General features: G+C 60.0%; 20 protein-coding genes and 1 pseudogene. 4 read left to right on the top strand and 17 right to left on the bottom strand.

All coding sequences use genetic code 11. The features are described from left to right. Positions 1-4: 4 nt before the first annotated feature. From AC515T_RS14615 to gabT, 10 genes are all read right to left on the bottom strand, one after another. Positions 5-631: a hypothetical protein gene (locus tag AC515T_RS14615; RefSeq protein WP_496528865.1), complete on the bottom strand. Its 627-nt coding sequence runs from the start codon at positions 629-631 to the stop codon at positions 5-7. Then, positions 631-1329 carry a hypothetical protein gene (locus tag AC515T_RS14610; protein ID WP_496528864.1) on the bottom strand — a complete coding sequence of 233 codons (699 nt, stop codon included), beginning with the start codon at positions 1327-1329 and terminating at the stop codon, positions 631-633. The genes AC515T_RS14615 and AC515T_RS14610 overlap by 1 nt, the downstream gene beginning before the upstream one ends. A 92-nt stretch (positions 1330-1421) precedes the next feature. Then, positions 1422-2183 (bottom strand): phosphate ABC transporter ATP-binding protein PstB, encoded by a 762-nt coding sequence (pstB, locus tag AC515T_RS14605; RefSeq protein ID WP_025214260.1) that lies wholly within the window; start codon positions 2181-2183, stop codon positions 1422-1424. Positions 2184-2258: 75 nt separating this feature from the next. Continuing rightward, a complete protein-coding gene (pstA, locus tag AC515T_RS14600) occupies positions 2259-3170 on the bottom strand; it encodes a phosphate ABC transporter permease PstA (protein ID WP_053121236.1) in 912 nt (303 codons plus the stop codon). Next, on the bottom strand, positions 3170-4135 hold the full coding sequence (gene pstC / locus AC515T_RS14595) for a phosphate ABC transporter permease subunit PstC (RefSeq protein ID WP_053121235.1): 966 nt from the start codon (positions 4133-4135) through the stop codon (positions 3170-3172). Before pstC ends, pstA begins: the two co-directional genes overlap by 1 nt. A 71-nt stretch (positions 4136-4206) precedes the next feature. Then, positions 4207-5238, bottom strand: coding sequence for a phosphate ABC transporter substrate-binding protein PstS (gene pstS, locus AC515T_RS14590; RefSeq protein WP_496528863.1), 1032 nt, complete (start codon positions 5236-5238; stop codon positions 4207-4209). Between the two features lie 187 nt (positions 5239-5425). Further along, positions 5426-6730: an ABC transporter substrate-binding protein gene (locus AC515T_RS14585; RefSeq protein WP_496528862.1), complete on the bottom strand. Its 1305-nt coding sequence runs from the start codon at positions 6728-6730 to the stop codon at positions 5426-5428. Between the two features lie 254 nt (positions 6731-6984). Further along, positions 6985-7473 carry an Lrp/AsnC family transcriptional regulator gene (locus AC515T_RS14580; protein WP_008146530.1) on the bottom strand — a complete coding sequence of 163 codons (489 nt, stop codon included), beginning with the start codon at positions 7471-7473 and terminating at the stop codon, positions 6985-6987. 45 nt (positions 7474-7518) lie between these two features. Continuing rightward, complete coding sequence (locus AC515T_RS14575; RefSeq protein ID WP_496528861.1) at positions 7519-8175, bottom strand: HAD family hydrolase; 657 nt, start codon at positions 8173-8175, stop codon at positions 7519-7521. Positions 8176-8267: 92 nt separating this feature from the next. After that, a complete protein-coding gene (gabT, locus tag AC515T_RS14570) occupies positions 8268-9560 on the bottom strand; it encodes a 4-aminobutyrate--2-oxoglutarate transaminase (RefSeq protein WP_496528860.1) in 1293 nt (430 codons plus the stop codon). A 287-nt stretch (positions 9561-9847) separates the two neighbouring features. Between gabT and AC515T_RS14565 the strand changes: the two genes are divergently transcribed. The 4 genes and pseudogenes from AC515T_RS14565 to AC515T_RS14550 form a co-directional block, all read left to right on the top strand. Then, the gene (locus AC515T_RS14565) at positions 9848-10774 is read left to right on the top strand and encodes a 2-hydroxyacid dehydrogenase (protein WP_496528859.1); all 927 of its coding nucleotides are present in this window, start codon (positions 9848-9850) and stop codon (positions 10772-10774) included. A gap of 224 nt (positions 10775-10998) precedes the next feature. Next, positions 10999-11856: a GNAT family N-acetyltransferase gene (locus AC515T_RS14560; protein ID WP_496528858.1), complete on the top strand. Its 858-nt coding sequence runs from the start codon at positions 10999-11001 to the stop codon at positions 11854-11856. A 35-nt stretch (positions 11857-11891) separates the two neighbouring features. Continuing rightward, complete coding sequence (locus tag AC515T_RS14555; RefSeq protein WP_496528857.1) at positions 11892-12599, top strand: cupin domain-containing protein; 708 nt, start codon at positions 11892-11894, stop codon at positions 12597-12599. Positions 12600-12788: 189 nt separating this feature from the next. Further along, positions 12789-12857 (top strand): annotated as a pseudogene (locus AC515T_RS14550) (nucleoid-structuring protein H-NS); the annotation flags it as partial. A gap of 892 nt (positions 12858-13749) precedes the next feature. Here the strand turns inward: AC515T_RS14550 and AC515T_RS14545 are convergent. The 7 genes from AC515T_RS14545 to AC515T_RS14515 form a co-directional block, all read right to left on the bottom strand. Then, positions 13750-14829 (bottom strand): tartrate dehydrogenase, encoded by a 1080-nt coding sequence (locus AC515T_RS14545; RefSeq protein ID WP_496528856.1) that lies wholly within the window; start codon positions 14827-14829, stop codon positions 13750-13752. 34 nt (positions 14830-14863) lie between these two features. Next, positions 14864-16321: an NAD-dependent succinate-semialdehyde dehydrogenase gene (locus AC515T_RS14540; protein ID WP_496533058.1), complete on the bottom strand. Its 1458-nt coding sequence runs from the start codon at positions 16319-16321 to the stop codon at positions 14864-14866. Positions 16322-16537: 216 nt separating this feature from the next. Then, on the bottom strand, positions 16538-17695 hold the full coding sequence (gene argE, locus AC515T_RS14535) for an acetylornithine deacetylase (RefSeq protein WP_496533057.1): 1158 nt from the start codon (positions 17693-17695) through the stop codon (positions 16538-16540). 70 nt (positions 17696-17765) lie between these two features. Next, positions 17766-19607, bottom strand: a complete 1842-nt coding sequence (locus AC515T_RS14530) for an ABC transporter ATP-binding protein (protein ID WP_496533056.1) — start codon at positions 19605-19607, stop codon at positions 17766-17768. Position 19608: 1 nt separating this feature from the next. Further along, positions 19609-20484: an ABC transporter permease gene (locus AC515T_RS14525; RefSeq protein ID WP_053121195.1), complete on the bottom strand. Its 876-nt coding sequence runs from the start codon at positions 20482-20484 to the stop codon at positions 19609-19611. After that, complete coding sequence (locus AC515T_RS14520) at positions 20481-21437, bottom strand: ABC transporter permease (protein ID WP_053121373.1); 957 nt, start codon at positions 21435-21437, stop codon at positions 20481-20483. The genes AC515T_RS14525 and AC515T_RS14520 overlap by 4 nt, the downstream gene beginning before the upstream one ends. Positions 21438-21477: 40 nt before the next feature. Further along, positions 21478-23124, bottom strand: coding sequence for an ABC transporter substrate-binding protein (locus AC515T_RS14515; protein WP_496533055.1), 1647 nt, complete (start codon positions 23122-23124; stop codon positions 21478-21480). Positions 23125-23173 lie beyond the last annotated feature (49 nt).

Below are 23173 nucleotides of genomic sequence, written 5' to 3'. Positions count from 1 at the left end.
CGTCCTAAGCAGTCGGCACCCGGCGCAACGAAGGCCGCTGGACGGGCATCTGCTGCCAAGCCAACTGCGCCTGAACGATGTCGACCGCATCCAGCACTTTCTGCGCCCAACCCTCATCTTCCGGATGCACCACGACCACGCGAAAGCCATGGTCCTCACCTTCAATCTGCACGCCTTCGGAATCATCGACGTGCAAGTCGATATCGAACGCCGGCGGATATTTCGAAGGCGCATTCGACAGCCCATGGACCGTCAGCGCGCGGTTGTGCAGCACGCTGTTGACTACACCGTCGACGCGGATGCCGTATAGCAACAGCCAACGCCGGATGTAGGATGGCGTGCGACCGGACGACGTATAGACCCAGATGCTGCAATCCTGGCGGCGCAGCTCTCGGATCAGGGAACGTGTTCCCCTGCGCAACGGCTCACCCAGCCAACGATGAACACGGGCCGGCAATCGGCTTTGCTCGACTTCGCAGTGGTGGAGTTGGCAGGCGAGCGTGTCATCGATATCAAACGAAATGCGTATGCGCTGTCGCCTGGACATCTGCATCGGGATGGCGCAGCGGATGGCCTGCCCTGCCCGGCTGCCGAAGGTTTTACATTTGGCGAACGCTGAATTCCCGCTCATCAATGGCCACCTTGAGAGAGGGGCAAAGACTTGCCTTTGAGAAAGAACTTCATCGGGTCAGGCGCTTGTTCTTCTAGAAAAGCTGCGTATTTTTTCTTGATCTTGGGCAATTCGTACAACGCCTTGACTCCATGTTTGGCAGAGTTGCGTATAACCGATGACGGGTTGAAGTAGCCCTCGGCATTTTCCAGTGTCAACACAAAAGGAGGCAACCCCGCCCGCATCAACAGGTAGCTGACGATGAGCGACCCACTGCGGTTGTTCCCTTCAATGAACAACTGCGGCTTGCTGAGAATGCGCACATAAACGCCAGCCGCACGCTTCCAGACGGATTCGCTGCGATACGCGCAATACCAATTGAACAAGTCCTTGATGCCTCCCTCAACGTTGTTGAAGAAATGCGCCTCGGTCGCGGCCAGGTGCTGGGCGTATTCCAAGCGGCGCGCCGGGTCTCGGCCACAAAGCACCGTGGCGTTGATCTCGAGCATCAGGTTCAGTTGCTGAAGGTCAAACAGATCAACGCCGCGGGCAACATAGTCGTCAATCAACGCGTAGCCTTCAAGTACATTTTGCAGCACTTCGTCAGTCAAGGGATCGCGCGGCTCCGTGAAGTGCCGGCTGAGCTCGGTGAAGCGGTTTTGCACTTCACGCAGTGCACGTTCAATCGCAGGCAAATCAAGGCGATGCGTAGCAGGCATTGGTGCTCCTTGGAAACGCTTGGTAAATGTCTACCGGATGCCCGCCAAATCCATTTGGCTTCTGCAGGTATGCGGCCTTGACCGGAGGTGTGTTAGCTGAACTTGCCGCTGATGTAATCGCCGGTCATCTGTTCACGTGGGTTGTCGAAGATCTGCGTCGTTGGGCCCATCTCAACCAGATAGCCGGTGCGCGTGCCCTGGGAAATATCCACCGAGAAGAACGCCGTTGTGTCAGCGACACGGATGGCTTGCTGCATGTTGTGGGTAACCAGCGCGATGGTGTAGTCCTTCTTCAACTCGACCATCAATTCCTCGACCCGCCGGGTAGCGATCGGGTCGAGTGCCGAACACGGCTCATCCAGCAGCAGGACTTCCGGCTCGGTGGCGATGGCGCGGGCGATACACAGTCGTTGTTGCTGGCCGCCGGAGAGCGACAGGCCGCTGACCTTGAGCTTGTCCTTGACCTCATCCCACAGGGCGGCGCCTTGCAGCGCGTGCTTGACCCGATCGCCTATATCGCCTTTGTAGCGGTTGAGGCGCAGGCCAAACGCGACGTTGTCGAAGATGCTCATCGAGAACGGGTTCGGCTGTTGAAACACCATGCCGATGTAGCGGCGCACGACCACCGGATCAACGCCCTTGCCGTAGACGTCTTGCCCAAGGAAATGCACGTGGCCTTCGAAACGGAAACCTTTCACCAGGTCGTTCATTCGGTTGAGGCTGCGCAGCACGGTGCTTTTGCCGCAGCCGGAAGGCCCGATGAAACCGGTGATCTTGTTTTTCTCGATCGGCACATGGCTGTCACGTACCGCCATGAAGTTGCCGTAGAAAATCTTGTCCAGTTTGCAGTCCATGACTACAGGCGCCTGGGTGACAAACGGAGCGGCTATTTGCGCAGTGGATACGTTCAAGATCAGATGCTCCCGTTCTTAATACTTGGGCTTGCCGAAGATACGGCTGATGATATTCACGACCAGCACGATCATCACCAGCACCAGTGAGGCCGCCCATGCGAGCTCGAGCTGGTTGTCGAAAGGCATGCCGGAGAAGTTGTAGATCAGCACTGCAAGCGATGCCGTCGGGTTCATGACCTCGAGGCTGCCTTGGTGGTAGATCCAGTAGTTACTGAACAGCGCGGTAAACAACAGCGGCGCGGTTTCGCCCGCGGCACGCGCCACGGCCAGCATGACGCCGGTCAGGATCGCCGGCATGCCGGTGGGAAGGACGATTTTCCAGATCACCTGCGAGCGGGTGCAGCCCATGCCATAGGCGGCATCCTTCATGATCTTGGGCACCATCCGCATCGACTCTTCCGCTGTCAGCACGACGATAGGCAGCATCAGGACTGCCAGCGCGACGCCACCGGCCGGTGCCGAATAAGTGCCGGTGGTCATCACCACCAGGGCGTAAGCAAACACCCCGGCCAGAATCGAAGGCAGCCCCGTGAGCATCTTGGCCGCAAAACGCGCAGCGTTCGCCAGCTTACTGTCCGGCCCCAGTTCCGCCAGGAAGATCGCCGCCATGATGCCAACCGGCACCGCGATTGCCGCCGCGATACCCACCATCACAAAGGTACCTGCCATTGCGTTGCCGAAGCCCCCGCCCATCTCGAAGCCAGTCGGCGGCAGTTCGGTGAAGACTTCCAGGTTCAGGCGAGCGCCGCCGCGGGTGATCAGCATGTAGAGCACGGAAACCAACGGCACGCTGGCCAGCAGCGCCCCGCCCCAGACCAGGGTGGTCAAGATCAGGCTGCGCAGGGCGCGGCCCTCGAACTTGCGCTGCAGGCTGGGCATCGCGCCTGCTGGAGACGTCAAGTCTGTTGCAGCAGTCAGATCAGTCATCACTTGTTACCCCGCTGGGCGTACATCATGATCAAGGAGCCGAAGACGTTCACGATCAACGTGATCAACATCAGCACCAGTGCGGCATACATCAACACTTCGATCTCGTTCGGCCCGGCTTCGGGGAAGTTCAGCGCCAGCAAGGCCGCCAGGGTGTTGGCCGGTGCGAACAGCGAAAGGGAAATGTTATTCGCGTTGCCTACCAGCATGGCCAGGGCCATCGTCTCACCCAACGCACGCCCCAAGCCAAGGACCAAGGAGCCGAAAATACCCGTGGCGGCCGACGGCACCATCACCTTGAGGATCGCTTCCCAGTGGGTGGTCCCCATGCCGTAGGCGGCCTGCTTGGTTTTCATCGGTACGCCCGTGAGCGCATCCTGCGAAACAGCGGCAATGGTCGGAAGAATCATGATGGCAAGCACCAGCGCCGCAGGAAGCAGCCCCGGCCCGCTCAAGGATGTGCCGAAAAATGGCACCCAGCCGAGTTCGCTGTTCAACCAGGTGGTCAGCGGCCGAATCGCCGGGATCACCACGTAGATCCCCCACAGGCCGTAGACGACGCTGGGGATGGCCGCGAGTAATTCGACAATGGTTCGAAAAATGGCGGCGAGCTTGGGAGGCAGGAAGTCCTGGGTCAGGAAAATCGCCATGCTGACGCCGAAAAAGCCCGCAATCAACAACGCAATCAGAGCGCTGTAGAGCGTGCCCCAGATAGCCGGCAGGATGCCGTATTTACCCTGGTTAACGTCCCAGACAGTGCCGAGAAGCACATCAAAGCCGTGCTTTTCCATGCCAGGAAGCGCCTTGCGCCCCACCTCGAACACGAGGGCAAATACCAACGCCAGAACCAGAACCACCCCAATACGCGCAAGCGCACGAAAGGTGCGATCAACCAGGAAGTCCTTCGCGGACGGTGGTTGGCAGGCAGAATCTGGATTAACCGGTACGACAAAGGGTTTGTTCATTGGCTAAGTCCGGAACAGGGGGGAAAGTCTCCCGGCATGCTGACAGCGCACACCGAGAGAGGCCTCAGGCGTTACTGAATGTTGGCGGACGCTTTGCGAACCTGCTCGACAACCGACTGCGGCAACGGGATATACCCCATCGAATCGGCAATTTTCTGCCCTTCGACCAGGCTGTATTCGACCATTTCACGCATGGCTTTGGCCTTGGCCGGATTGCCGTTGTCCTTGCGGAAGATCATCCAGGTGTAGGACGTGATCGGGTAGGACTTGGCGCCGTCCGGATCAGGCAACCAGGACACCAGGTTTTCCGGCATTTTCACTGCAGCCAGGGCCTCGGCACCACTTTCGGCGTTCGGCACTACGTATTGGCCGGCCTTGTTCTGCAACTGGGCAAAGTCAACCTTGGCCAGCTTGGCGAAGCCGTATTCGATGTAGCCAATCGCGCCCGGCGTCTGGCGCACGGTAGCGGTCACACCATCGTTCTTCGGCGACTTGATGAACTTGTCACTGGCCGGCCAATTGACAGTGTTGCCCTCCCCCAGCGCCTGCTTGAACTCCGGATTGATGGTCGCCAAGTGCTTGGTGAACACGGCGGTCGTACCGCTGGAATCCGCACGCACCACAACCGTGATCGGCGTATCGGACAGTTTCAGGTCCGGGTTGGCGGCGACGATCTGCGGATCGTTCCAGCGGGTGATTTTGCCCAGGAAAATGTTCGAGTACACATCCCGTGGCAATTTCAAACCTTTAGGGTTGCCTGGCAGGTTATAGGCCAGCACGATTTCCCCAGCGGTCATCGGCAGCAACTGCACGCCTTCGGCAACCTTGGCGATATCTTCGTCTTTCATCGCCGAGTCACTGGCGGCGAAATCAACGGTTTTATTCAGAAAGTCCTGTACACCCGCGCCACTGCCCTTGGATTGATAATCCACAGTGACACCTTCGGATTTCTTGCTGAAATCCTTGAACCAGGTCAGGTAGATCGGCGCCGGAAAACTCGCGCCAGAACCCGTCAGACGGACGCTTTCTGCAGCGAATGTCGCCGAAGTGGCACAAAGAGAAAACGTAACGGCGAGCGCAGCAGATTTCATCAAACTTTTCATTGAAAGAAATTCCTTGTGATGACGGGCTGGGGAACTCTGCAACAGTCGTGTTACGTTTTTATGAAGATCGAATTGCAAGTGCGAACAAATGCCTCCCTGTGCCGCCACACCGAGGTGCGCAGCTGCGATTATTTGTAACGAATTGATAGACAACAGAGTGCCGTGGCCAAATTCGATGGGGTGTCGATCACCGACGGCCGGACCCGTTCCCTGGAGGTTCCACGGCCCCAATCGCTTGCCCATGAAAATGCAGATCGTAGTACTTCCCGGCGTCGCCCAAAACCTTCTGCGGCTTGCCATATTCACTGCGCAGGGCAAGCACAGTCTCTATGCCGGCGATATCCAGTTCTGCGCGAGGATCAAGGCCATCCTTTTGCACCAACAGTATTTCGTAAGTCTGGCTGGCCATCGGCTCCGTCAGGTTCGGCATGTTTTTGCTCAGGATCGCAATGGCTTGTGCCTTGTTTGCTGGATCCCGGAGCCATTTGATAGCGTCCGTGTACGCGCGGATATAGCCGACCAACTCGGCCTGATTGTGCTTTGCCCAGTCTCGACGCGCAGCACCCACCGAAGCCTGATAATGACCAAGTACATCTTCCACATTGGCAAGGACATTGAAGCCCTTATGTTGAGCGGTCGCGTGTAATGGCGAAATAAGGAGGGTGCCGGCCTGCTTGTTCTTGATTAACGCGTCGAAGCGCTGCCGCAATCCGCCAACGCTGACAAACTCGACATCCGAGGCCTCCAGGCCGCCCTCCTTCAAAAGCTTGCGCAGGACGAATGCGTAGCCTGTTGTCTGAGCATCGACGGAGAGCTGCTTGCCCTTGAGATCGGTGTAGCTTTTCACCTCAGGCGAAGTCACCAGCCGGAGGAAACCTTTGTTGCTGGCGCCCATGAAGGCGAATATGTCCGCTTTCGCCTGGGTCCGTGCTTCACCTTGCCCTTCTGTATAGGCGATGACATTGTCGATGCCGGTCATTGCGATGTCGAAGCTGCCCTCGATGAGTCCGGTCAGTTGAAACTTGGAATCCGGCGTTGGCGTCAGCGAAACAGATAGGCCGTTGCGTTCGAAATAGCCCTTTTCTTGCGCGACCCAGATGGGCCAATCATGAGGAGACGGAAACGACACAACCGATACCGGTGTCATTTTCCGGTCGCCGGCAGGCTGTGCGCGCTTGTTCAAACGGGAAGCCGGGGGACAGCTCTTTTCCTGTTGCTCCCGTAGAAGATGGGCTTCCCTTTCCTCCGCCTCGGTCTCCACACTCGCGGCATTGAAGTAGCGAACACCAATGGCAATGGGGATGATGACCTTCCAGGAGCCGCGCTTCGCCTGGGCGGCATGCTCACGCGTAGAACGCGCTTGATCCAACTGGTTGGCGATCGCCGCGCAATCCAGCGAAGCGAACCTGGATTCCGGCATCTCGCTTCTTGGGATGCTCGCGCAACCCGCTACACCCAGAACAAGTGGAAACCACAACAGCAGTTTGACCATGATTTTTCTCTCGACATTAAGGCCTGACACGCCCGGCCGATCAACACCGAAGGCAGAGAAATAGGGGGTTGATCGGTAAGTGGCGCACACGCGACACCCGCGTTCGTGACGAGACGCCACCTTACGGAGAGATGCCTTACCCGAGACTTACGGAGTGTTCGAGAGGGTTTTAGTATTCGCGCAATGCCAGAGAAGTACGCTGACGGCGACGTTTGAGGAGCGTGCCGCCATGGACGGCATGCCGGCAAGCCGCATCAATGACGCAACAGCCTACGCAGCGGAACCCCATCCTTGAGCACGGGGGATTTGATCACGATGTAACTGAAGTACTTGGAAATGCCGATATTCTTGTCCAGCAACCCTTCGATCACCTCCTGATAATGCTGGATGCTGCAGGTCATGAAGCGCACCAGGTAATCGTAACCGCCGCTGATCAAATGGCACTCCAGGACTTCATCGACCAAGCGAATGTTGGACTCGAACTTGGCGAAGTCTTCCCGCTTGTGGTCGCTGAGGGTGATTTCAGTGAAGACCGTGACCGAATCAGTGATCTTGGCCAGATTGAGATGAGCCCTGTAGCCGGAAATGTAACCCGCCGACTCAAGCCGCTTGACTCGCTGCAGACATGGGCTGGATGACAGCCCCACGGCGTCGGCGAGGCTGACGTTGGTCATTCGACCGTCCTTTTGAAGTTCAACAAGGATACTGATATCAATTCGGTCTAGTTTTATTAAACCTTCCATCGGGTACCCCTCGATTGTCTTCAGTTGACAGTGGTTTTAGCAAATTCAACGTCGCAAAGATAGCTGATGCTGAGCGACGAGGTCGGCCATGCTGGTGATGTAGAAATCGGCGGAATGTTCTTGATTATCAGGCTCATGGCCACGACGGATCAGACACAAACCCGCCGACTTTGGGGGGTGTGCGGGCGGCCTGGACACTTGCATGATGTTTTCAGGCTTGAGCTTGTTCGCCTGCAGCCATGCTTCATCCTCCAATGGGTTGCTGGCTCGGGAATGCAGGTCCTCGGGTGCAATTCCCAAGCGCTCGCAGAGTTGGTCACGATCCTCGGCATCACGATCGCAGTACACCAGCAGCCGGTAGAATTTACGCAGGTACAACATGGCACCGGGCGCGTCCTCGAACAGCGACCAGTTGCACGCCGAACGGGCGAAGCTCATGCCCTCCTCCCAACTGACCTTGAGCCCCAGACGCTCTGCCAGTTGACGATGGGCAAAGCACAACAAACCACTGAAGCCCAGTTCGGAAAAACGCGGATAGAGCCCGCGTACCGCCTCGTCGAACTCAGCCAGTACCGCTTCCCTGTCTGGCATGCCCGGGTGGTTGTCGAGCACAGGTTGCAGGGCCATCCAGACACCGGAATCCCGATCGACCAGGACTTCGTCGCAATCGATCAGCAGCGCACGATAGTCAGTCAGGTGCATGTGTGTCGCCTCCCATGATGCATTCATCGATCCATATGCTCTAAATGCCCTCGGTCGGCACATCGCTACAGTGTGCCGACCGAGACCTGAGATTAATCCAACACGCGTTGCAATGCTGCTTCAAGAATGGTCAGCGCTTCGTCGATCTGACTTTCTTCGGTGACCAGAGGCGCAAGGAAGCGCAAGACATTTCGATACACCCCGCATTTGATCACCAACAGCCCGCCTACCCTGGCCTGGTCGATCAGTTGTTGGGTGAGTTCGGCATCGGGGCTGCGGGCCTCATCGTCCTTGATCAATTCGATGGCCAACATGAAGCCGGTGCCGCGTACGTCACCGATACGCGGGTGACGTGCCTGCAAGCGCAGCAGGCCCTGACGCAGCCGCTCGCCCAATACCTGGCCACGCTCGAGCAACTGCTCCTGTTCGTACGCTTCGATCACCGCCAGCGCGGCTGCACACGACAAGGCGTTACCGCCGTAGGTGCCACCGAGACCACCGGGCAATGGCGCGTCCATGATGTGCGCACGCCCCACCACGCCCGAAATGGGCAAACCACCCGCCAGGCTCTTGGCGACGGTGACCAGGTCCGGCTGAATGCCGGCGTGCTGGAAACCGAACCATTTGCCGGTACGGCCGAAGCCGGTCTGGATTTCATCGAGGATGAGCACGATGCCGTGTTGCTCGGTCAGGGTCCGCAACGCCTGGAGAAATTCCGGTGGCGCGGAAAGGAAGCCGCCGTCACCCTGCACCGGCTCGATGATGATCGCCGCGACTCGATCCGGAGCGACTTGGGTCGCCAGCAATTCATTCAGGGCCTGCAACGCCATCTCGCTGCTGAAACCGCGATAGGCATTCGGGTAGGGGGTATGGAAGACCTCAGGCGCGAAGGGCCCGAAATTCTGCTTGTAAGGTTGGCTCATGCCCGTCAGCGTCGTACCCAGCAAGGTACGCCCATGGAAACCGCCACGAAAGGAAATGACGGCGGGACGGTTGGTATGGGCGCGGGCGATCTTCACCGCGTTCTCTACCGCCTCGGCGCCGGATGTGAACAGCGCCGCCTTGTAGGCTTGCTGACCGCCCACCAACTCGCACAGGCGCTTGACCAGATCGAGATAGGGTTTGTAGGCCACCACCTGGAAGCAAGCATGGCTGACCTTTTGCAGTTGGGCCTGCACCGCCGCGATCACCTTCGGGTGATTGTGGCCGATGTTCAAGACGCCAATGCCACCGACGAAGTCCAGATAGCGCGCCCCGTCCACGTCCCACACTTCAGCCCCCTGGGCCCGGTCGATGACCAGCGGATGTGCGGTGACCAACCCCCGTGGCACGAATTGATCGCGTTGACGGAGCAAGCTTGGGGTTTCTTCGACTTTACTGTTCATGGCATCTCCCACAGTGAACCAGGCAACCGGGAAACGGCTGCGATGTGTTCCACAGGTTAAGCGTTCGACGCAATTGTCTAAGCCGAACTTGGCCTCTGGGAAATTCGGATCGACTGTTTTCACCCCGGCAAACAGCAGATTCCTTCAGCCGGCTCCAGCCCCATGGAATCTGCCGGCAGACGCCCCCTACAACGCAGCGATGTGCGATTACACAGGCTCTTTTGATACATCCTGCTTTGCCACTCGGGCATGCTGGATGTTCCCTATTCCAGTACGAGAAGTGACCCATGGCCCTGCTTTATAAAGCCGACCCGGTACGCGGCGAACAATGGAAGCGTCTATTCGCCGAGTACGCGTCGGACATCGAATGGCGTGCCTGGCCGGACATCGGCGACCCGAAGGACATTCGCTACCTCGCCGCCTGGCAGGCGCCGGACGACCTCGAAACACTGCTGCCAAACCTGGAAGTGCTGTTCGCCTTGTCGGCCGGGGTCGACCAACTTGACCTTGATCGTCTGCCCATGTCCCTGCCGGTGGTCCGTTTACTCGATCCGGGCATCACCCGGGGCATGTGCGAGTACGCGAGTTTTGCAGTGCTCAGCTTGCACCGGGACATGCTCCGTTATCGCCAGCAGCAGATCGCTCGGTGCTGGCAGGCGCACTTGCTGAAACCGGCAGCCCAGCGTCGGGTCGGTGTCATGGGGCTTGGCATGCAGGCCCAGCAGATCCTGGCTACCTTGCAGACCTTTGGTTTCGCCTTATCGGGCTGGGCACGCAGCGAACACAATATCGTTGGAGTGGATTGCTTTGCCGGTGACGAACAGCTCCCGACGTTCCTTGGCCAATGCGACATCGTGATCTGTGTCTTGCCATTGACCGAGCAGACCAAAGGGATTCTCAACCGCCAGTTGTTCCACCATCTGCCCAAGGGGGCTGCCCTGGTCAACATGGGCCGCGGCGGGCACCTGATAGAAGAGGATCTGCTCGAGGCCTTGGCCAGCGGCCAGCTCAGTGCCGCGGTGCTCGACGTCTTGCAACAGGAACCGGCACCGCCGGAGCATCCGTTCTGGCAGCATCCGCAAATCTTGCTGACGCCGCATATCGCGGCGATGACTCAACCCGAAAGTGCCTTTGGCGTGTTGCTGGACAATCTCCGTCGCCATCAACGCGGCGAATCCATGCTCGGCCAGATTGACCGCCAGCGCCGTTATTGACCTGCGCTTGTCATGCGCCTACGCAAAGCACCGACGAAAAATCCGCTGATATTTGCTGCTGAGCCTGCTCCCGATTTGAGCAATAACTGCGGCGCGTGAAGCCGCAACTTATGCAATCTACCGAATCAATGTCCGCCTCTTGTCAGGCCAGGCGGCAGGTGAGATACCAACACTTTCAGCGGAGAAATCCACCGGTCACGCGCCCTTAGCTACGGAGATCTGTCATGTCCAACTCGCAACGCCCTGCCTATGCCTATCGCCCCATGACGTCCGCCGATGTGGCCGCGGCCCATGCCTTGTCCGTGCAGTTGAAGTGGCCCCACCGCCTGGAAGACTGGGCCATGCTGCAACGTGTCTCGCAGGGTTTTGTCGCAGAGGATGAAGGCCGCCTGATCGGTACGGCGTTCACCTGCCCGCAGGGTGATTACGCCACGATCGGCCTGGTGATCGTCAGTGATGAGTACCAGGGCCAGGGCATCGGTCGCAAATTGATGGAACTGGCACTCCAAGCGTGTGGCTCGCAGACTGCCATGCTCAATGCGACGCTGGCCGGAGCGCCCCTTTATGTCAGCCAGGGTTTCGTTGACTTTGGGCATATCCAACAGCATCAAGGAAACGCATTGCCCCCTGCCCCCACGGACCTGCCATCCAGTGAGCGCTTGCGCCGCCTGACCGAAGCCGATCGGAGCGACGTGATCGAGCTCGCCAACGCCGGCAGCGGCCTGAACCGGCATGCCGTGCTCAACGATCTGTTCGAGAGTGTCGAAGACGTCGTGGGTATCGAGCGCGAGGGTCAACTGCGCGGGTTCGCTCTCCTGCGTTCATTTGGTCGTGGTCGCTACATCGGTCCAGTCGTCGCAGAGAATCCAGAGCAGGCCAAGCACCTGATCGCGGTGTTGTTGGCGCAAGTGCCGGAGGCTTTCGTGCGCATGGATATAACCCCCAACAGCGACCTGGGTTCCTGGCTGGAAGAAGCCGGGCTGAAGCAGGTCGACACCGTCGCACAAATGGTGCGTGGGACCCCACCCCAGGCCAGCGGCGGCGTGCACCAGTTTGCGCTGGTGACCCAGGCCATCGGCTAACTCCCCTACACCATCCCCCCTGGAGAAACACCCTCATGCTAGAACCGACTGCCGTGCTGTTGGCCCATGCCAACGGCACTCCCGCGACAACCGCATTCACCAGCGGCTCATTGGGAGTCAACGATCCGTTCGACCGGCAGATTGCTTATGCCGGGACCGATGACATTGCTGCTGGCATCGTCCAAGCGAGCGGGCAATTCAGCGTCGATGAATACCCCTACAGTGAAACGATCGTGGTCCACGCCGGACACGTCACCTTGCAGAGCCAGGATCACTCGCTCGAACTCAATCCGGGTGACAGCGCGGTGATTGCCCGCGGCACACCGGTTCGGATCGAGGCGCAACCTGGCTCGCTCTGGGCATTTTGTGCCGATACCCAGCCTGCTGAAATCGGCAGTATTGGGCTGACCGCTCTCCCTGCGCATACCCTGCTCTCCCCTTCGACGCCACCGAGTGAGGAATTCCTGCTGAGCCCGACACCGCAATGTCGCTCGAACAACCTGTTTGTCGAGGACGCAACCAATCTGCGTATTGGTATCTGGGATTCGACACCTTATATCCGTAAGGCGCGGCCACATACGATGCATGAACTGATGCACTTGCTTGAGGGCAGCATCGTTCTTCAGCTTGCGGATGGGACGGGTCTGGCGGTGAATACTGGCGATACGGTGTTTGTGCCTAAGGGGGCTCCTTGTGCCTGGGAGAGCAGCGTCTATGTGCGCAAGGTCTACGTTTGTAAGTGATGTCTGGTGGGGCTTTTTTGGGTGTGAATATCCGTTATTTGGGTAACGGCTGCTTAGGGTTCCGCCCTTACGGCGGGTCACTTTCGAAAAGCGCGAAAGTAACCAAAGCTCTTCTGCCCCACCACTCGGTGCCTCGCCTAGGCTCGGCATGCCTGAACGAAGGCATTGCTCCGTGGGCCCGCCGCTACGCAACACCTTCGTTCAGCCAGCGTGGTTAATGGGGCGCCCGAGATCAACGTCCTCTCCGAGGCGACCTGATAGCCGACTTGGTTCTTGATGGGACCGCGTTTCTCCTGTGGGAGCGAGCTTGCTCGCGATGGCGGCGGCTCAGTTTGCGGTCATGTTGGATGTGCCGGCCTCATCGCGAGCAAGCTCGCTCCCACAGGGGATCTTGGGTGTTCATAAGTCTTGTGTTCACCACAGACCCATTGTGGAAGCGAGCCTGCTCGCGATGGCGGTGGCTCAGTTAATGAAAATGTTGAATGTGCCGGCTTCTTCGCGAGCGAGCCCGCTCGCACAGGGGATCTTGGGTGCTCATAAGTCTTGTGTTCACCACAGATCCATTGTGGGAGCGAGCTTGCTCGCGATGGCGGTGGCTCAGTTAATGAAAATGTTGAATGTGCCGGCTTCTTCGCGAGCAAGCCCGCTCCCACAGGGGGGGGCTGGGCGCATGTGAGTTATGTGTCTGCCGAAAATCCAGTGTGGGAGCGAGCTTGCTCGCGATGGCGGTGTCATAGCCGATGAAGATGCAGGATGTGCTGGCCTCATCGCGAGCAGGCTCGCTCCCACAGGGGAATGCGATCACCCAGAGCCAGGTCGGCTATCAGGCCGCCTCGCGGTGGACGTTGATCTCGGACGCCCCGTTAAACCACGATGGCCGAACGCAGGCATTGTGGAGTGGGTAACCCGGCATGGATGCCGGGTTAGCCGCGCTGGGCCATGGATGGCCCTTCGCGGCGGCCCACGGAGCAATGCCTTCGTTCGGGCATGCCGAGCCTAAGCGAGGCACCGAGTGGTGGGGCAAAGCGCTTTTGGTTACTTTTGGCGCTCTTCCAAAAGTGACCCGCCGTAAGGGCGGAACCCTAAGCCGCCGTTACCGCAGCAACGGATATACACACCGTTAAAAAACTCACAGAGTGCCCCACTCCGATCAAAGCGCCATCGCAATAGCCCGACCCACATCCTGAGTCGACCCCTGCCCACCCAGGTCAGGCGTAATCGGCCCTTCGGCAATCACCCGCTCGATAGCCCTGAGAATCCCATCATGAGCCGCACGATAACGCTCATCGCCATTACCCAAAAAGTCCAACATCAAAGCACCAGACCAGATCATCGCAATCGGATTGGCAATATTGCGCCCATAGATATCCGGCGCCGAGCCATGAACCGGTTCAAACAGCGAGGGGAAGCGCCGCTCCGGGTCGAGGTTGGCCGAAGGGGCGATGCCGATGGTGCCGGCGCAGGCAGGCCCCAGGTCGGACAGGATGTCGCCGAACAGATTCGACGCCACGACCACATCGAAACGATCGGGCTGAAGCACGAAGCGCGCGCACAGGATGTCGATGTGTTGCTTGTCCCAGGTGACGTCCGGGTACTGCTGCGCCATGAGCGCGGTGCGTTCGTCCCAGTACGGCATGCTGATGGAGATGCCGTTGGACTTGGTCGCCGCGGTCAGGCGTTTGCGCGGCCGGGTCTGGGCCAGGTCGAAGGCGAACTTGAGAATCCGGTCCACGCCGCGGCGCGTGAACACCGATTCCTGCAGCACGAACTCATGCTCGGTGCCTTCGAACATCTTGCCGCCAATCGAGGAATACTCGCCCTCGGTGTTTTCGCGGATCACCACGAAATCGATGTCTCCGGGCTCGCGCCCGGCCAACGGGCACGGCACCCCGGGAAACAGCCGCACCGGACGGATGTTCACGTATTGGTCGAAGTCCCGACGAAACTTCAGCAGCGAACCCCACAGGGAAATGTGATCCGGCACCTTGTCCGGCCAGCCCACGGCGCCAAAATAAATCGCATCGAAGTCCTTGAGCTGCGCGAACCAGTCGTCGGGCATCATCTGCCCGTGTTCCAGGTAGTAATCGCAGTGAGCCCAGTCGAGCACTTCGATGCTCAAATCCAATTGCCATTTCTTCGCGGCCTGCTCCAATACCCGCAGACCTTCCGGCAAGACTTCCTTACCGATACCGTCGCCGGCAATCGCGGCGATTCTGAATGGTTTGCTCATCAACCATGCCTCCTCTCTTCAAACGCTGACCGGATCACAACCCACCCATGTGGAAGGCTTTGACTTCAAGGAATTCATCCAGGCCATACTTGCTGCCTTCACGCCCCAGGCCCGATTGCTTGATACCGCCAAAGGGAGCGACGTCCATGGAAATGAGCCCGGTATTGAGACCGATCATGCCGAACTCCAACGCCTCGCCGAACCGCCATGAGCGGCGCAAATCCTGGGTGAAGAAATAAGCGGCCAAGCCATAGGGCGTTGCGTTGGCCGAGGCCAGTGCCTCCTCTTCAGTGCTGAACCGCATCAGTGGCGCGATCGGACCGAAGGTTTCTTCGTTGGCCAGCAGCATTCCGGCATGGGTTTCACCAAGCACTGTCGGCTGGACGAACTGGCTGTCACCTTTGGGGATTTCTCCACAGAGTAGACGAGCGCCCTGGCTCAACGCTTCGTCGATATGTCGAGCGACCTTGCTGACCGCCGCCGCATTGATCAGCGGGCCTATGTTTACGCCTCCCTCCAGGCCATCGCCGACCTTGAGCTTGCCCACCTCCTCCACCAGGCGCTGGGCGAAGCGCTCGTAGATCCCGTCCTGCACCAGAATCCGGTTGGCGCAGACGCAGGTCTGCCCGGCGTTGCGGAATTTGCTGAGCATGATGCCGGTCACGGCCTGCTCAAGGTCAGCGTCGTCGAACACGATGAACGGGGCGTTTCCACCCAGTTCCAGGCTCAAGCGCTTGATGTGTTCGGCGCTCTGGCGCATCAGCAGGCGACCGACCGCGGTGGACCCGGTGAAGGACAGTTTGCGCACCGTCGGGTTACCGGTCAGTTCTTCACCAATGCCAGCAGGCATGCCGGTGACGACGTTGAACACCCCGGCCGGAATGCCGACCCGTTCGGCCAACACGGCCAGGGCCAGCGCCGACAGCGGGGTCAGGTCCGACGGTTTGACCACGATCGTGCACCCGGCGGCCAGGGCCGGCGCGCACTTGCGGGTGATCATCGCGTTGGGGAAGTTCCACGGGGTGATCGCGGCGCAAACACCGACCGGTTGCTTGAGGGTCAGCAAGCGGCGATCACCGCTGGGGGCCTGGATGGTTTCGCCGTAGACCCGTCGGGCTTCTTCGGCAAACCATTTGACGAAGCTGGCACCGTAGCGAATTTCGCCCTGGGCTTCGGCCAGCGGCTTGCCCTGTTCGCAGGTCAGGATCAGCGCCAGGTCGTCGAGGTTGTCGAGCATGGCCTGATACCAGCGATCCAGCAGCGCCGCCCGCTCGGCCGCCGGACGCGCGCGCCAGGCCGGCCAGGCACGGTCGGCGGCCTCGATGGCGCGCCGGGTTTCACTGCCTTGTATCGCAGGCACCCTGGCGAGCACATCGCCGGTGGCCGGGTTGATCACGTCCACGGTCGCGGCATTGTCGGCGCCGACCCACTGACCGTCGATGTAAGCGCGTTCTACCAGCAGGCTGGGGTCTTTCAGGCGATTCTTGAGCATGGTGTCGAGTCCTGTTTTGAGACAGCCTTCAGTCTATTGTTTCGCCCTGGACGAGGATGCTGAAAACGCCGGCCCTACAGCCGTGAATGCTGAAAATCAGCCTTCGACGGCATGCTCTACTGCGGGTGGGGAAGGATCGCCGTGCGCCTCGCTCAGACGATGAAACGCACGGGGTTGTAGATGGGGGACGCCATGTTCAATCAGGCAAACGCAACCCTAGCGGTGCATTGAGCCCACTAACCCTTGCAGGAATCGCTCGCCAGCGTCCATCTGGCTGATCTCGATGAACTCGTCAGGCTTGTGCGCCTGTTCTATCGAGCCTGGACCGCAGACCACCACCGGCACATCCAGGCGTTGCTTGAACAACCCGCCCTCGGTGCCGAACGAGACTTTGGCTGTGCCGGTGTCCGGGGCGGCAAAGTTTTTCAGGAACCGCACCGCTTCGACGCTCGGGTGGGTATCGAGGCCCGGATAGACATTCAGGGTCTCGATCTCGATATCGGCCACGCTGGAGAGCTTCCTGGCTTCGCGCACGATCAGTTCGGCCCGCTCGCGCATCTGTTCCAGGAACCCGTCCAGGTCGTCCGCCGGCAAGTTACGTACTTCGAAATCCAGGGTGCACAGGTTGGGCACGATGTTCAGCGCCTTGCCGCCGACAATCTGGCCAACATGCACGGTGCTGTAGGGCACGTCGTAATCGGCATCCCGGGCGCCCTGCTCTTGCAGCTGCTGCTGGCTCAGGCGCAGCGCGGCGATGAAATCGCAGGCCACGTGAATCGCATTGACCGAACGCGGTGCGAGGGAGGAATGCGCTTCCAGACCGCGACAATACGTACGGTAAGAACCCTTGCCCTTGTGCCCGAGCACGAACTGCATATTGGTTGGCTCGCCGATGACGCACAGAAATGGCCGAACCGGTGCCAGGTGCAGCACATCGAGCAAACGACGCACCCCCACGCAGCCGATCTCTTCGTCGTGGGACAGTGCCAGTTGCAATGGCCGGCTCAATGGCAGCTCGGTGGCATCGAGCATGGCGTCGACAGCCAGTGCGATAAACCCCTTCATGTCGCAACTGCCACGGCCATAAATCCGCCCGTCCCGCACCGTCGCCTCAAACGCCGGAAAGGTCCAGGCCTGCCCCGCCGCCGGCACCACGTCGGTATGCCCGGACAGCAGGATCCCCGGCACATCCCGTGGCCCGGTGCTGGCAAACAGATTGGCTTTCTGGCCGCTTTCGTCCTTGACGATCAGTGACTCGATACCCTTGGTCAGCAACAGATCGCGCACGTACTCGATCAAGGCCATGTTCGACTCTGAAGAGACCGTGTCGAAAGCCATCAACCGTTTGAGAATCTCCAATACACGGGGTTTCATGAGGCCTTGCTCCGTTGCTCGACTGAAGAGGAAAAGCGCTTGATGTCGACCAGCCTGACGGAACGCCTGTTCATGCATACGCCGCCACGGTCACGTTGTTGGACTGCTGGGCCTTCATCAATTCCGCACTGTCGTGGTGGCAGAGAATTTCACTGCCGCCGACAATCATCCGGCGCTCCGGCGCGACACAGTTGCACAACCCGTCGACCCGCACCGGGCAACGACTGAGGAAGGTGCACAGGCCGGGCACGTTGGCTTTCGGGCCAATGGGCGGCAGCGTCTGGCAAGTGGTTGCCCCACAGGTTTCCAGCCAGCCCTGGCGCAGTTCCGGTACAGAATGGATCAGCAGGTCGGTATACGGATGGAACGGTGCCTCGGCATAGGATTGACGGGTACCGGCCTGGATCTTGTGGCCGCTGTACATCACCACGATGTCGTCACACAAGGCGCGCACGGTGGAGATGTCGTGGCTGATGAACAGATAGGACACCCCCAACTGCCGACGTAGATCGCGCAGCAGTTCGAGAATCGCCGCGCCGACCACGGTATCCAGTGCCGAGGTCACTTCATCGCAGAGAATCAGGTCCGGCTTGGCCGCCAAGGCCCGGGCCAGGTTGACCCGTTGCTTCTGCCCGCCGGACAGCTCGTTCGGACGCCTATCCGCCATCGTGCGTGGCAGACGCACCAGGTCGAGCAATTCGCCGATACGCTCGCGCAAGGCCGCGCCCTTGAGGCCGAAATACATCTTCAGCGGACGGCTGAGGATCGTGCTGACGCTGTGCATCGGGTTGAGCGCGGTGTCGGCATTCTGGAAGACCATTTGAATGCGTCGGAACTGCTCACTGGTGCGCGAGGACAGACTGCCCCCCAGGGGTTGACCATCGAAGGTCAACCCGCCCAGGGCCGGCACCAGCAATCCGGCCACGACCCGTGCCAGGGTCGATTTGCCAGAACCCGACTCACCGATGATGCCGATGGCCTGGCCCCTGCGAACCGTCAGGTCAATGTCTTCCAGCACGCGAATCGCTGGCATGCCCTGGGCATTTTTGTTGCCGTAGCCGGCGGTCAGCCCCTGGATGGTCAGCAACGGTGTCTCTTGGGCGATGTCGCTGGGCGGACGGATCGTCGTATCCGGCCGCGCCGCCGCCAACAAGCTGCGGGTGTATTCGTGGGCCGGGCCCTTGAGTAACGGTGCCGTGGCGCTGTGTTCGAAGATTTCGCCGCCATTGAGCACCACGATCTGGTCAGCCATCTGCGCCACGACAGCCAGGTCATGGGACACATAGACGGCCGTGGCCCCACGCTCACGGACCACTCGCTTGAAGGCCCGCAGCACATCGATCTGGGTCGTCACATCGAGGGCCGTGGTCGGCTCATCGAGCACCACCAGCAACGGATCGCTGATCAGCGCCATGGCCGCCATCACCCGTTGCAGTTGCCCGCCGGATACCTGGTGGGGGTAGCGCTGGCCAATGCGTTCAGGGTCTGGCAGGGCCAGGTCGCGGAACAACTCGATGGCCTTGGCCTCAAGCACCGCCCGGCTACCCAGGCCATGAATCAACGCGCCCTCCACCACTTGGTCGATCAGTTTTTTCGCCGGGTTGAACGCCGCTGCGGCGCTTTGGGCAATATAGGACACCCGATTACCGCGCAACTTCTGCAACTGGCTTTCGCTCGACGCCAGCATGTCATGCTCGCCGATCTGTACGACGCCGCCCGCCAGGCGACACCCGCGCCGGGCATAACCGAGCAGCGCCAGGGCAATGGTGGTCTTGCCGGAGCCGGACTCACCGATCAACGCCAACACTTCGCCTTTTTGCAGGGAGAAGCTGACACCCTTGACGATGTCCACTTCACCGCGTTCGCCACAGGCGACCACTCGCAGGTCCTGTACTCGAATCAATTCACTCATTTCAATGACCTCCCGAACGTCGGCTACGTCGCGACGACAACCGGTCGATGAACAGATTCACGCCGATGGTCAGGGTGCCGATGGCCAAGGCCGGAATCACAATGGCCGGCGCCCCCTGATTGAGGCCGCCAATGTTCTCGCGCACCAGCGAGCCCAGGTCGGCATCCGGCGGTTGTACGCCAAGCCCCAGGAAACTCATGCCACTGAGCAGCAGCACGATAAAACCAAAGCGCAGGCCCAGGTCCGCCAGTACCGGGTTGAGAATGTTCGGCAGGATTTCCACGCAAGCGATGTACAGCCGGCGCTCGCCACGGGTACGGGCCACTTGCACGTACTCCAGCGCTTCGATGTTCACCGCCATGCTGCGGGCGATGCGGAAAGCGCCGGGGGTGTAGCTCAACACCGCCGTGCAGATCAGCAAGGTGACCGAAGAGCCGAAGGCCGAGACCATGATCAGCGCCAGCATCTTGCTGGGGATCGAAATGAACGCATCCATCAGGCGACTGATCAGCTCATCCAGCCACTTTGGCGACACCACCGACAACAGGGCAAGACTGGTTCCCAGGGTGCTGGACAGCACCGCGGCCACCAACGCCAGGCCGACGGTAAAGCGTGCGCCAACAAGAATCCGGCTGAGCATGTCGCGGCCCAGGTAATCGGTGCCGAACGGGTACGTCGCGCTGAGGCTGTCGAAGACGTTGTCAGAGACCACCTCCCCCACCGGATGCGGCGCCAGCCACGGGCCGAAGATGGCCACCAGCAACCAGATCACACACATCGCGGCGCCGACCAGGCCAAGCCAGGACTTGGCGTGGGCGTCTTTGCCCAGCCCCAGCGCAACGGCCGCCGTCGGGGACTTCACAATGAGGTTGTTCATTGGTTTCTCAGCCTCGGATTGGAAAGAATCGCGCACAGGTCGGCAATCAACACCAACCCCAGGTACGCCGTACAAAACAACATGGTGCAGGCTTGCACCAGGGCCATGTCGCGGTTGGTCACGGCATCGACCATCAGACTGGCGATGCCGGGGTAGTTGAAGATCGTTTCCACGATCACCACCCCACCCAACAGGTAGGACAGGCTCAGGGCGATGGCATTGGCGATGGGACCAATGGCATTGGGCAAGGCATGCCGAAGCACGATCCGGATATTGCTTACACCCTTGAGCCGGGCCATTTCCACGTAAGGGCTGTCGAGTTGATCGATCACCGCCGCCCGGGTCATGCGCGACATTTGCGCGACAATCACGCAGCACAGCGTCATCACCGGCAACGCGTAGGTGCGCATGAATTGCCAGGGTGAGGTGATGTCACTGGCGTAGGACAGCGCCGACAACCAGCCCAGGTTCACCGCGAAGATCAGCACCGCCAAGGTGGCGACCAGGAATTCCGGCACCGCCACCATGGTCAAGGTGAAGAAGCTCAGGAAGCTGTCGATGCGCCCGCCTCGGCCCATCGCCGAACCGATACCCAGGGTCAACGCCACAGGCACCGACACCAACGCCGTGGCAGCCGCCAGCATCAACGTGTTGGGGACCCGGCCGGCCATCAGATCGATGACCGGCATGGCGTTGGACATCGACATGCCCATGTCACCGCTGAGCAGGCTTGTCAGCCAGTGCAGGTAGCGCAACACACCGGGCTGGTCCAAGCCCATTTTCATCCGCAGGGCCGCCACTTGTTCCGGCGTGGCGAACTGCCCCAGCGCCTGTTGCGCCGCGTCTCCCGGCAGCACCGCCGTGATGGCGAACACCACCATGGAGACAATCAACAAGGTCACGACCGCCGCCCCCAGGCGGCGGCCGATCAACCAGAGTGTGTTGCTATTCATCATCCGACCCTCATGCAATATGGCCCAGACCCGACGCTCATCAGGCGTCCAGCCAGACTTGCTCGGCAAACATGTAGCCCATGAAACCGCCCAGGGGGTTGGCGCCATAGCCTTTGACGCGCTGATCGGCGCCATCGATATTGCTGATAAACACCGGTATGCCGATACCGCTGTGCTCGTGCACCAGCACTTGCATGTCGGCGTACATCTTGCCGCGCTTGGCCTCGTCGGTTTCTCCTCGGGCCTGTATCAACAGCTGGTCGAACTGTTCGTTTTTCCAACCGGATTCATTCCACGGTGCCGTCGACTGGAAGAACTGCGAGAACAGCATGTCGGCATTCGGTCGTGGGTTGATGTTGCCAAAGCTCAGCGGGTGCTTGGCCCAGTGGTTGGACCAGTAGCCATCGCTCGGCAGGCGGTTGACGTTGAGTTTGAGCCCCGCCTCTTTGGCGGACTGCTGCAGCAACACCGCGACGTCCACCGAGCCGGTCGCCGCTGGCGAGCACATCAACGGCATGGTGATGTTTTCCATGCCGGCCTTCTTGAGCAGGAATTTGGCTTGTTCCGGATCGTAAGCCCGTTGTGGCAATTCGGCGTTGTAGAAACGGGCACCGGGGGCGATCGGATGATCATTGCCGACCCTGGCGTAGCCTCGGAAGATCGCCGACTTGATCTGTTCCCGATCCAGCAGCAACTTCATGGCCTGGGTGAATTCCGGGCTTTTGCCCGGCATCTGGTCCTGGCGGATGATCAGGTCAGTGTAGTTGCCCGACGGTGAGTCAATGACCTGGTGCTTGGCGCTGGCCTTGATGCGGGTCGTCGAGCGTGGGTTGACCTCGTTGACGATGTGCACGTCCCCCGACAGCAGCGCATTGATCCGTGACGATTCGTCGGCAATGCCGATGAATTCGATCTCGTCCAGGTACGGCAAGCCGGGTTTCCAGTAGTTGGTATTGCGCACACCAATGGAGCGCACCCCGGGCTTGAACTCCTTGACCTTGAACGGACCGGTACCGATGCCCTGGCTGAAATCGCTGGTGCCCTCGGGCACGATCAACATGTGCGAGACGGCCAGGATCGACGGCAGCTCAGCGTTGGGGCCGCTCAACTGAATCTGCACTTCGTGGGTGCCGACGGCTTTGACTTCGGCGAACTGCGACGCCAGCGGCAGGACCTTGGAACCGGTGATCGGGTCTTTGTGCCGCAGCAGCGAAAACACCACGTCGGCGGCGGTCAGTGCCTTGCCGTTGTGGAAGGTCACTTCCTTGCGCAGGCTGATCACCCAAAGCGTGGCGTCAGTGGTTTCGATGCGCTCGGCCAGTTCCAGTTGCGGCACCATATGGCTGTCGAAACGCGTCAGCCCGTTATAGAACATGTAATGGCGCACATAGTCGGTGGACGATGACCCCTTGGCCGGGTCCAGGGTGTCGGCGGTGGAACTGGTCGAGCCTGCGACGCGAATGCGGCCGCCAGGTTTGCCTTTGCCAGGGGCAGCGGCCTCCTCATCGGCGAACAGCTTGCCGGCGGTGCCGAACAGGCTGCCGGCACCCGCCACGGCCACTCCGGCCAAACCCAGCATTTGCAAAGCATTGCGGCGTGACATGCCGCGATTGAGCCCTTCGAAGATGCGCAGACTTTCCGTACCTGTTATCAGCTGGGTGTCGATACTGTTTTTTTTGTCAGTCATGTCAGTTCTACCTTTCGGAAATGATCGGGCTCTATTGCTCGCGATTAAC

The organism is Pseudomonas sp. FSO-7 (assembly GCF_059579345.1).
This window is presented reverse-complemented; position numbering and strand designations above follow the sequence as displayed.

Coding starts and splice junctions, on each gene's coding strand:
- AC515T_RS14580 (WP_008146530.1), bottom strand. CDS start 7,473: ATGGAAGGTTTAATAAAACTAGACCGAATTGATATCAGTATCCTTGTT.
- AC515T_RS14530 (WP_496533056.1), bottom strand. CDS start 19,607: ATGAGTGAATTGATTCGAGTACAGGACCTGCGAGTGGTCGCCTGTGGC.
- AC515T_RS14610 (WP_496528864.1), bottom strand. CDS start 1,329: ATGCCTGCTACGCATCGCCTTGATTTGCCTGCGATTGAACGTGCACTG.
- AC515T_RS14555 (WP_496528857.1), top strand. CDS start 11,892: ATGCTAGAACCGACTGCCGTGCTGTTGGCCCATGCCAACGGCACTCCC.
- AC515T_RS14540 (WP_496533058.1), bottom strand. CDS start 16,321: ATGCTCAAGAATCGCCTGAAAGACCCCAGCCTGCTGGTAGAACGCGCT.
- AC515T_RS14525 (WP_053121195.1), bottom strand. CDS start 20,484: ATGAACAACCTCATTGTGAAGTCCCCGACGGCGGCCGTTGCGCTGGGG.
- gabT (WP_496528860.1), bottom strand. CDS start 9,560: ATGAACAGTAAAGTCGAAGAAACCCCAAGCTTGCTCCGTCAACGCGAT.
- pstB (WP_025214260.1), bottom strand. CDS start 2,183: ATGGACTGCAAACTGGACAAGATTTTCTACGGCAACTTCATGGCGGTA.
- AC515T_RS14615 (WP_496528865.1), bottom strand. CDS start 631: ATGAGCGGGAATTCAGCGTTCGCCAAATGTAAAACCTTCGGCAGCCGG.
- AC515T_RS14565 (WP_496528859.1), top strand. CDS start 9,848: ATGGCCCTGCTTTATAAAGCCGACCCGGTACGCGGCGAACAATGGAAG.
- pstA (WP_053121236.1), bottom strand. CDS start 3,170: ATGACTGATCTGACTGCTGCAACAGACTTGACGTCTCCAGCAGGCGCG.
- AC515T_RS14545 (WP_496528856.1), bottom strand. CDS start 14,829: ATGAGCAAACCATTCAGAATCGCCGCGATTGCCGGCGACGGTATCGGT.
- AC515T_RS14520 (WP_053121373.1), bottom strand. CDS start 21,437: ATGAATAGCAACACACTCTGGTTGATCGGCCGCCGCCTGGGGGCGGCG.
- AC515T_RS14560 (WP_496528858.1), top strand. CDS start 10,999: ATGTCCAACTCGCAACGCCCTGCCTATGCCTATCGCCCCATGACGTCC.
- AC515T_RS14515 (WP_496533055.1), bottom strand. CDS start 23,124: ATGACTGACAAAAAAAACAGTATCGACACCCAGCTGATAACAGGTACG.
- argE (WP_496533057.1), bottom strand. CDS start 17,695: ATGAAACCCCGTGTATTGGAGATTCTCAAACGGTTGATGGCTTTCGAC.
- pstS (WP_496528863.1), bottom strand. CDS start 5,238: ATGAAAAGTTTGATGAAATCTGCTGCGCTCGCCGTTACGTTTTCTCTT.
- pstC (WP_053121235.1), bottom strand. CDS start 4,135: ATGAACAAACCCTTTGTCGTACCGGTTAATCCAGATTCTGCCTGCCAA.
- AC515T_RS14585 (WP_496528862.1), bottom strand. CDS start 6,730: ATGGTCAAACTGCTGTTGTGGTTTCCACTTGTTCTGGGTGTAGCGGGT.
- AC515T_RS14575 (WP_496528861.1), bottom strand. CDS start 8,175: ATGCACCTGACTGACTATCGTGCGCTGCTGATCGATTGCGACGAAGTC.